This window comes from Bacteroides sp. AM41-16 (assembly GCF_003603495.1).
GTDB lineage: Bacteria > Bacteroidota > Bacteroidia > Bacteroidales > Bacteroidaceae > Bacteroides > Bacteroides uniformis.
Window position 1 is genome coordinate 277,918 of the sequence record NZ_QTNE01000003.1, and the last position, 8,159, is coordinate 286,076.

The following is an 8,159-nucleotide window of genomic DNA, read 5'->3' on the forward strand; positions in this document are numbered from 1 at the left end:
GCTTAGTGTCCGACAATTGTGACCGGCAATTCCTTACTATCCGCAGTCACGACGGAATCCTCGTCCTCCGTCTCGTTGTTGAAGTCAAAAGTCAATTGGTAAAGCTGTGCCGGTTCGCTGTTGTCCTCAAAATAGATGTCAATTGTCTGCTGATCTTCGCATTCAGAAGTGTAGTATAACCTGAACACCTCCCTGTCAAGGGGATAGCGGTCATTGGGCAGCAGCACCATCCCGTCATCCATGCGGAGCGTACCCTTGCCGTCCGGCTGGAAATAGCGGATGGTGTAGCGGGCATCGGAAAAATGTCCTTCACGTTTGAGTTCACAGCGTATTTCCACCGTCTCGCCTTTTACTATACGTGTGGGAACAGGCATGTTCTCCACCTTGAACGGATAAGACTGCTGTATTTCCATTTCATCAGAACAGGCGAACAACAGCAAAACCGCCAGACCCAGGAACAGGACTGCCACCATTCCGGCCAATCCTCTTTTTTTATTCATTGCATTCATATTCTATCAGATTTTAATACGTTATACTTTATTCGACACTTACAGGAACTTATGTTGCAGGTATTCATTCAGGTCCTTGTAGCCTTTATACAAAGAGGAACAATCCACCAGTTTATCCGCATAGCGTTTGCGGAGTGCCTCCAGCGTGCGCCGTCCGGCTTCATCCCGATCCAGATAACAGTTGACCCTCTCGTACCTGTCAAGAATAGGGAACGAGCGTTCCAGCAATGACACCGAGTTCAACACAAGATAGTCGTCTCCATATCCCAGACCGAGTTCCAGCCACGAAAGGCAGTCGATAAACCCCTCGAAGAGGTTGCATGTGTCCGAACCGTTATCCATCAGTGAAATGTCCTTAGGTGACAGGCTGGCCTTGAAAAACCGGTTGCGCAACTCGTATCCGTCGCTGACATTCCTGAATCCGATGGCGAAATACCGTTTCCCGTGCAAGGTATATCTGACTTCCCGACAGTTCGGTACAGCCACATCGCTGCTAATGCCGCGTTCCGCCAGATATCGGAGCAGGACTCTGTTGTATAGAGGCCCGAAGCGTACATCCGTGAAACTCTCCTTCTTGAGGAGATCCTCCCTGTCATTCTCATCAGTGCGGGAAACGGTCTTGTGCTCGGGGGCGAGGCCGCCCCATGTCTCTGTGATGAACCTGGCCTGCGCCTTGAAATCCCCGCTGCCGATAAACTCCCCGGCAAGATTGAATATGTCACCTCCCTGCCCGGTGCCGAAGTCATGCCAGATTTCCTTTCGTACATTCACCTGGAACGAGGCGGTGCGTTCCTCCCGGTACGGGGCCAGATACCAGTATTCGTCACCCCGTCTTCTTGCCGGTTCATATCCCATCCTTGCCAGAAAAGCGGCGATAGGGATAGCTTTTATCTCTTCTATAGTCATAGATGTACAGTTTTAATGGATAATGAATTTGATTCCCAATCCGAATTGGGTTGTAAACAGATCCAGGGAACTTCCCCACAAGGCACGTTCCCGGATATTGGCAAGCAGGACAATGCGGTCTGTCAGGTAAGTCTCAAGTTCCAGGGTTATCGCACCGCCATAGACAAACGCATCCTTGGCGAGCAGCGTTGAACCGTCAAACAGCATCCTGTCTCCCCAATTCACGGTTTCATAGCCGGCCAGTGCGGAACCGCCGATGGAGAGAAAGACCGTCCTGGTCGGGTCCGACAGGAATTTCAGGTAATAGCCGCCTTCTGCCGTAAACTGTGCGCAGGGCACATTCACGTTCCGGTACCCGTAATTCTTCATCAGATACTCGGCACCTATGACCCAACGGTCGGCTCTTTTGGTATATCCTGAAACGGCAAATCCGGCATAATGATTCAAGGGGGATTTCGAGCCGTTCGCAAATCCTCCGCGCAGTTCCACGCCCTTCATCCCGGGCAGATACCGCTGGGCATGTGCCCGCCCCGGGAACAGGGCAAGCGACACGGCTGTAACGAATAGGAACAGATACTTCTTCATGGCTACTTCACTTTAAGTTCGTTTATAACTCTGGCTCTCACGATATCTTCACTTTCCACGGTGAAGGTCTGGTGCCTTCCACCGCTTTTCTCGTGCATTTCCACCACCAGCACCTTGTCCGAGGGAATGGTGAATTTGTCCAGGACGAAAACGGTGCGCCCGTCCTTTTTCCCTGCGACAGTTGTTACATAGTCGTAAGCACGCAAAGGAAATATCACCTGTTCCTGGATGGCGGTACGTTTCATCACCTTCTTGTCCACAATCTTGAATGTCACGAAATCCACTTCATAAGGTACGTTGGACCGGTTCCTGATTTGTGTATGAAAGTACAGCAGCCCGTTATGGGTGTAAAGACCGCGCAGCAGGTACTGGATGCCGAACGCCTTGCTCCCGATATGCTTGATGTGCCTTTTGTTGTCCTTGTGGACAGACTTCGAGATGAGATATACCAGTTTCGGAGACTCGCTGCCGAGTTCCTTCAGGTAAATGTCAAGGGCGTTGTTGGGACGGTTCACTTCGCTTCCGTCATGGATGAAATCCTTCATCTCGATGTTCAGCAACAACGGTTCTTCCGCATACTTTACATTGAATGTATAGAAACTTCCGCTTTCGGTTATCACGGACATGTTGGTCTCCTCACGGAAATTCTTTACGGTAGCCTTTACACGGATGACATTTTCCGCACCGTCCGCCTTGCCTGCAATGAGGTTCGGCGATCCGAGGTCCACATAACGCACCGAAGACGGGAAGATGATATGCGTGGTCTTGTCGTAAGTCACTTCCAGACCGTACGGCGGTATCATCCGGTCGAAAGTGAGTTTTCGGGTCAGCCCGTGATAGAGGTCCCCGTCTTCCTCTTTTTGGGGATACACTTCCTTGACCGGTGTGATTCCTTTGTTTACTACCGCTGTACTGTCGGTTTCAGTCTGGGCAAAGGCACCCATGGTGCCCCCTGCAAGGGCAAGCATTACAAATAACTTTTTCATGTTGATTGAATTTTAATGGGTTGTCATTGATTGTCATTCTGATAAAGCATCAGGGTATAGCCGGATTTGAGATGCACCTTCTCTTCACGCATCTTCCGGGAGATGTACTGCGAGACACCCTGTATGGCACCCTTCCCGAGTTCGGAAAGCAGCTGGTCGCCTGCAGACTGGTTGGTGATGGAGATGCTCGTGCCGAGATTCTGCCCCAAATTGGCGGCAACCTCCTTGACGGCGTTTGCTTCCATGGATCCCGGAATGAAGATGCCTTCCTGTCCGTCATTGTCATACACGGCAAGTTTCACGGGGATGATGGTACCGCCATATTCCACCTGAAGGATATTGACGTGAAGCCTTTCTCCCTGTATGCGCCCTTCTCCGATGAGCAAGGAGTTTTTGGGAAGGACATGCTTTCCTACACGCATCGGTTCTTGCAGTCTCATCCTCACGCCCTGACCGCTGATTACAGTCTGGTTCCCGTGGATGCAGGCCCGTATGGTATTCCTCACGTCTTTTTCATCCCTGTGACCAATCGGGGTATGGAATTTTTCCGCCAATCTCCTTCCCGTTAATGGCACGGAATCCCGGATCGGTTGCGGCAACGATGAAACCACGGGAGTGGAGACCAGCCCGACGGGAACGGCCTTCATGTTCCCATCCCGTCCGGCTTCTTCATCCTCCGGGCGGCTGTCCATCCTTTTGCCGCCATTACCCGGCATGTACTTGGCTGCGAGCTCGTAGGACTTTTCCAAAAGTGCCACCTGTTCCTCATAACCCGGCTGTGCATTCTGTGCGGCAACCGTCTGCTTCAGTTGTTCCACCTCGGCTTTCAACGCCTCCTTTTCCGGGTCTTCCTGCGGTGACTCGTAAAAGTTGCCGAGAGTCCTGTTGATGTTATTGTAGGCGGAGACGGATGAAGAGCGGGCTTCATTCCTACTGTCACTTGCACGTGGACTGCCATCCTTGGTATCCGCATCCGATGACAATGCCACGACAGCTCCGGAGTTTTCATCCGCAACACCTGAGAAGTCTCCCAGTGTACGCATTTTTTCCGCCTGTTTGCGCTTTATGTCAGCCTGCTCATAGGCGGCAATCTTGTCTTCCTCTATGCCGGCTCCTCTCGGGTCAGGCAGTTCGGTATTGAAGCCCGCATTTTTCTCCTCCTTTTGTTTGTCCTCTTCGGACGGTGCGAAAATGAGCCACATCGCACCGAGGAAGAGAAGGAACATCCCGGCAAAAACCAGGTATTTCCTGATTTCCAGCCTCTGTTTTAATTTATTAATATCATTACTCATTTTCTTTCTGATTGAATCGGTTAAAAAACTCTTCCATCTCTTGCACCCTTTTATCCGGGAGTGTATCGGCAGGAACGATATCCGGAATGTCCAACGGGGCTATCTCAATGATGTCCCGCTGTACATCTTCCCGCCCGATGTCATAGATGGCGCGGAAAATCAGATAGAAATTTCCGAGAGCAAACAGGACAGCCAGCACGATGACTGTCAACATTCTCTTTTCCGGAGAAAGCCCGGCACACAAACCCCGAAGCTTTTCTGCAACGGTTTCCTTGATTCTTACAAACATTTGTTTCATACATTCAAAATTTTAACGGTCATACACTTTGATATCCCTGTTCTCCACCACACGGAAGGCTTCAAGGATGAAACCGTGCGGATTATTGTCGCTGCGGGTGGAGTTCAGCAGCCTGCCACGTGTGACAAGGCTGCGTTCGGTCACACTCTTCTCCCTAATAATGGAGAGTTTCGCATAGGTCACGACCTCATACGGATAGGTATTGAAATCGCACCTGACACTGTCAATCCCAATCCGCTGGCTCATGTTTCCCGAAATGATCCGGTTGTAATATCCCTGCTCTGCCAAATCCACATAATGGGCATAGGCAGAACGGTCACTGAGGAACATGGCCCGTTGGATATTACCCTCAATCGCACTCTTGTCAGGGGATAACGTAAAGAACAGTTCATGGAACCTCCTGACATGCTCCCTTGCCTCCACCGGACGGTTCTGCTCCAAGTCCTGTGAAAGGGCCAGCATCAACGACTTTCCTTCATCCAGGACATAGATCTTCTCCCGTTGCGCTTCCGCAAAACTGTAAGCCTTCCACACGGAAAAAACCACAAGTAGCGTGCATACACACAGATAGACAATCCCGAACAGACGCAGCTGTCGGAAGCTGGTCTCGATATTCTTCAATGATTTGAATTCCATTCTGTAAATGTTTTATACTGTTATTACTTGATAAGCCTTCCGGCAATGTTTCCCACCGCTGCTCCTGCCGTACCAGCCGCCAGGGAACCGGCCTGGGATGCCCTTTGGTTCACATTCTTGAGGTAGTTGCCTGCACCGCCTCCGGCTTGCACAATCCAGTTTGATACGGTCGGTATGGTGAAATACCCGATGATGCCGATAATGAGGAAAGTGATGTAAACCGCGTTTGAACTGTCGGGGATGAAATCCGGATCGGAAAGCCGCTCGATATCCCTCTGTAGCATCAGCACCTGGATTCTCGCCAGCACACTGCTGAACAGGTCGCTGACAGGAAGCCAAAGGTAGATGCTGATATAGCGGACGAACCACTGGCTGAGAGAAGCTTGGAAACCGTCCCAGCAGGAGATGGCGAAAGAAACCGGACCGAGTATCGAAAGGACTATCAGGAAGAATGTCCTCAGCGTGTCGATGACCAGCGCCGCCGCATTGAACAGGAGTTCCAGCAGTTCCCGGAAGAAATTCTGTACGGCCCTTTTCATGTTGTACATCGCGCGGTCCACATACATCCCGCAGGCTTCTATAGCGTCAAACGCACCCAGCTCGTCCAGCCTGTTGTCAAAAGTCTCCTTGTCGACCAGATAGGCTGTCTCGGGATTCCGTTTCATCGCCTCAATCTCCAGCTTGTCCTTCTGTGCCCGGTACTCGTTCATGTCAAAGGTCTGCGACTCCAATATGGTATGGGTCCCTTTCACGACGGGCGAGAGGATGCTGTTCAGCGTACCCAGAACGAGTGTCGGAAAGAACATGATACAAAGCCCCAAAGCGAACGGACGCAAAAGCGGAAAGACATCCACAGACTCGGCACGTGCCAGAGCCTGCCATACACGATACGCCACATAGAAAAGCGCTCCCAGACCGGCAAGGCCTCTTGCCACACCGGTCATCTTTGAGCAGAGCGGCATCATTTCCACATACAGATTCTGTAAAATCTGATGCAGGTTGTCAAAATCTATAGCCAACAATAACATAATGAAAGCGGATTAGGAATTACCAATAACGTTCGTTCGGTGAGCCGTAGAGTGCCATCACGCGGTCTAGGTCGTTCTGTTTCTTGGCGCGCAGGTAGGACACCCCGATGTTCTTGTTGGTGTAATACTGTACCAGACTGCGGTTTTGCAACATGTCGTTGTAGCAGCGGTCGATGATATCCATCCTTTCCTTGTCGTTCATGGAAAGCCCGTTCTCGTTGACCACCGTCTTCAAATCGTTCAGCAAATGGGCACTTTCTTCCAGCAGTTTGGTGTATCCCAAAGCAATCGCGCTCAGTTCTTCCGGCGTAAAATACGGGTCGCTGAGCATACGCTCGAAGCTGGTGACATAGATGTCCGTGATATCGCCCACCATCAGGATGGTCTGCTGTACCTTGCGGGCATCACGGACAAGGTTCTTGACCTTGCGAAGCCCGTCGTAATACTCCTTGCCCTGCCGGTAGATTTTCACGGTTTCCTGAAAACTATTCGCCATATTGGTGGCAGTGGAGGATGTGTGAACGATGTTCTTGGCAGCATTGATGATTCCCTGCGCCAGATTGCCCGGGTCGCTCACTACCCATTGGGCTTTCGCTGTGAGGCTGACAAGGAAGCAGCCCATGCACAGCATAAGAATTTTCTTTTTCATGATGTTTCTATTTTTAATTGTGAATAATTCTGTTAAAAGTCAGATTCCCATTTTCCGCCCTTTGGACGGCGGGTTCCGGAGGATGGTCCGTTGCGCCTGTCTCGGTCGGTTCTCTATTCCGGAATTCTCCCTCTTGCGTCTGATGGAGGCGAAGAGTTCGTCTGCATACGGCCTGCGTCCGGTCATTCTGACGAAACGGGCATCCAGCTCCCGGTAGGCTTTCTCTGCCTGACACGAGCGTTCCGTCGCGGAAACGTTCTTGTCTATGCCGTACTTGGCGAGAAAGTCAGGACTGATTTGCAGGATGTCGTGAACCACATCCGGTGAGGCCGCAATCCGTCCCAAAATCTCCAGTTCTCCATCCAGTCTTTCCAAATAGAAATCCGGCAGACGGACATCCTTGATGCTTTCCGCAGCCTTTTCCGCATTCCTGCATAGACGGCTTTCCAATATCACCCCCTCATCATATGCCGATTCCGGCCCGGAACGGTTCAGCCTGTCAAGCCTGTCATAATCATCCGCAAGCCCGTACCTGAGTGCCACATACCGTGAAGGTGGCATAAGATGCACGGCCAGGTTGCAGAGTTCCCACATGTCGCTCTCTTTCCGATGGAAGTCCAGAATCCGGACAGATGACCGCACTTCTTGCGGTGACGGACGTTCCTGCTTGCTTTCCGGATTTTCCTTCGAGTAAACATCCTGCATGAATGTGTACATGGCAAGCATTCGGTGGACAGGGACGGCTTCTTCAGGTCTGATATCCATAAGCCGGGAACCGTTCTTCTCCATGAAATAAGTATCTTTCAATGCCTCCATCAGTTCCGACCTGGCCGTTTCCGCCGTTTTTTCCGGTGTTGGGAACAGGTACGAGGCTGACAACAGGCAGGAGACTTGGGTAATCACATCCTCCGACTTCCTGTACCGCCTGACCAGTTCCGTCAGCTTCCGGTACTCTTTTTTCCGGACAAGTACCCTTGTCTGTTTCATCACTTCCGTCAACTCCTTGAGGCGCGGCTCGTCCAGATAGCGGCGCTGCTGTTCTTTTATCCATTCTTTCATTTCCATGATTCGTGATTGTTTTTCGGTTTTCATGTGATTCCAATCCCTTTCACCTGGCTCCGCTTGCTATCAGCCAACTGCCTGATGGCAAGCTCTATATTGCCTCCGAGTTTCTCCGTAAGCCGCATCAGCTCAAGTTTTTCGGTCTCTTCAGTGGTGTAGCAGTAGGCTAAGCACCCAGCGCCTTGTCATATTTCTATGGTAGGTTTCC

The 8,159-nt window shown here is 51.1% G+C and carries 10 protein-coding genes; all 10 read right to left on the minus strand.

The window, feature by feature from the left end; translation table 11 throughout:
* Window positions 1-2 precede the first annotated feature (2 nt).
* The 10 genes from DW896_RS04925 to DW896_RS04970 are packed head-to-tail and all read right to left on the minus strand — an operon-like array spanning window position 3 to window position 7,954.
* Entirely contained in the window at window positions 3-509 is a 507-nt protein-coding gene (locus DW896_RS04925; RefSeq protein ID WP_119992927.1) for a DUF3872 domain-containing protein, read from the minus strand.
* Window positions 510-548: 39 nt separating this feature from the next.
* The gene (locus DW896_RS04930; RefSeq protein ID WP_009276384.1) at window positions 549-1,415 is read right to left on the minus strand and encodes a toprim domain-containing protein; all 867 of its coding nucleotides are present in this window, start codon (window positions 1,413-1,415) and stop codon (window positions 549-551) included.
* A 12-nt stretch (window positions 1,416-1,427) separates the two neighbouring features.
* Window positions 1,428-2,000 (minus strand): conjugal transfer protein TraO, encoded by a 573-nt coding sequence (locus DW896_RS04935; protein ID WP_009276385.1) that lies wholly within the window; start codon window positions 1,998-2,000, stop codon window positions 1,428-1,430.
* A 2-nt stretch (window positions 2,001-2,002) separates the two neighbouring features.
* Entirely contained in the window at window positions 2,003-2,986 is a 984-nt protein-coding gene (traN, locus tag DW896_RS04940) for a conjugative transposon protein TraN (protein WP_009276386.1), read from the minus strand.
* A 23-nt stretch (window positions 2,987-3,009) separates the two neighbouring features.
* On the minus strand, window positions 3,010-4,278 hold the full coding sequence (gene traM, locus DW896_RS04945; protein ID WP_009276387.1) for a conjugative transposon protein TraM: 1,269 nt from the start codon (window positions 4,276-4,278) through the stop codon (window positions 3,010-3,012).
* Window positions 4,271-4,576 (minus strand): TraL conjugative transposon family protein, encoded by a 306-nt coding sequence (locus tag DW896_RS04950; RefSeq protein WP_005644331.1) that lies wholly within the window; start codon window positions 4,574-4,576, stop codon window positions 4,271-4,273. Before DW896_RS04950 ends, traM begins: the two co-directional genes overlap by 8 nt.
* A 12-nt stretch (window positions 4,577-4,588) precedes the next feature.
* Complete coding sequence (gene traK / locus DW896_RS04955) at window positions 4,589-5,212, minus strand: conjugative transposon protein TraK (protein ID WP_005644329.1); 624 nt, start codon at window positions 5,210-5,212, stop codon at window positions 4,589-4,591.
* A 23-nt stretch (window positions 5,213-5,235) separates the two neighbouring features.
* Window positions 5,236-6,240, minus strand: coding sequence for a conjugative transposon protein TraJ (gene traJ, locus DW896_RS04960; protein ID WP_009276388.1), 1,005 nt, complete (start codon window positions 6,238-6,240; stop codon window positions 5,236-5,238).
* A 19-nt stretch (window positions 6,241-6,259) separates the two neighbouring features.
* Window positions 6,260-6,889, minus strand: a complete 630-nt coding sequence (locus DW896_RS04965) for a DUF4141 domain-containing protein (RefSeq protein WP_005644326.1) — start codon at window positions 6,887-6,889, stop codon at window positions 6,260-6,262.
* A 39-nt stretch (window positions 6,890-6,928) separates the two neighbouring features.
* Window positions 6,929-7,954 (minus strand): hypothetical protein, encoded by a 1,026-nt coding sequence (locus tag DW896_RS04970; RefSeq protein ID WP_005644320.1) that lies wholly within the window; start codon window positions 7,952-7,954, stop codon window positions 6,929-6,931.
* Between the last annotated feature and the right edge of the window lie 205 nt (window positions 7,955-8,159).

Bases quoted from the DNA above. Each gene is read 5' to 3' on its own strand.
- DW896_RS04925 (WP_119992927.1), bottom strand. From the start codon at position 509: ATGAATGCAATGAATAAAAAAAGAGGATTGGCCGGAATGGTGGCAGTC.
- DW896_RS04930 (WP_009276384.1), bottom strand. From the start codon at position 1,415: ATGACTATAGAAGAGATAAAAGCTATCCCTATCGCCGCTTTTCTGGCA.
- DW896_RS04935 (WP_009276385.1), bottom strand. From the start codon at position 2,000: ATGAAGAAGTATCTGTTCCTATTCGTTACAGCCGTGTCGCTTGCCCTG.
- traN (WP_009276386.1), bottom strand. From the start codon at position 2,986: ATGAAAAAGTTATTTGTAATGCTTGCCCTTGCAGGGGGCACCATGGGT.
- traM (WP_009276387.1), bottom strand. From the start codon at position 4,278: ATGAGTAATGATATTAATAAATTAAAACAGAGGCTGGAAATCAGGAAA.
- DW896_RS04950 (WP_005644331.1), bottom strand. From the start codon at position 4,576: ATGAAACAAATGTTTGTAAGAATCAAGGAAACCGTTGCAGAAAAGCTT.
- traK (WP_005644329.1), bottom strand. From the start codon at position 5,212: ATGGAATTCAAATCATTGAAGAATATCGAGACCAGCTTCCGACAGCTG.
- traJ (WP_009276388.1), bottom strand. From the start codon at position 6,240: ATGTTATTGTTGGCTATAGATTTTGACAACCTGCATCAGATTTTACAG.
- DW896_RS04965 (WP_005644326.1), bottom strand. From the start codon at position 6,889: ATGAAAAAGAAAATTCTTATGCTGTGCATGGGCTGCTTCCTTGTCAGC.
- DW896_RS04970 (WP_005644320.1), bottom strand. From the start codon at position 7,954: ATGGAAATGAAAGAATGGATAAAAGAACAGCAGCGCCGCTATCTGGAC.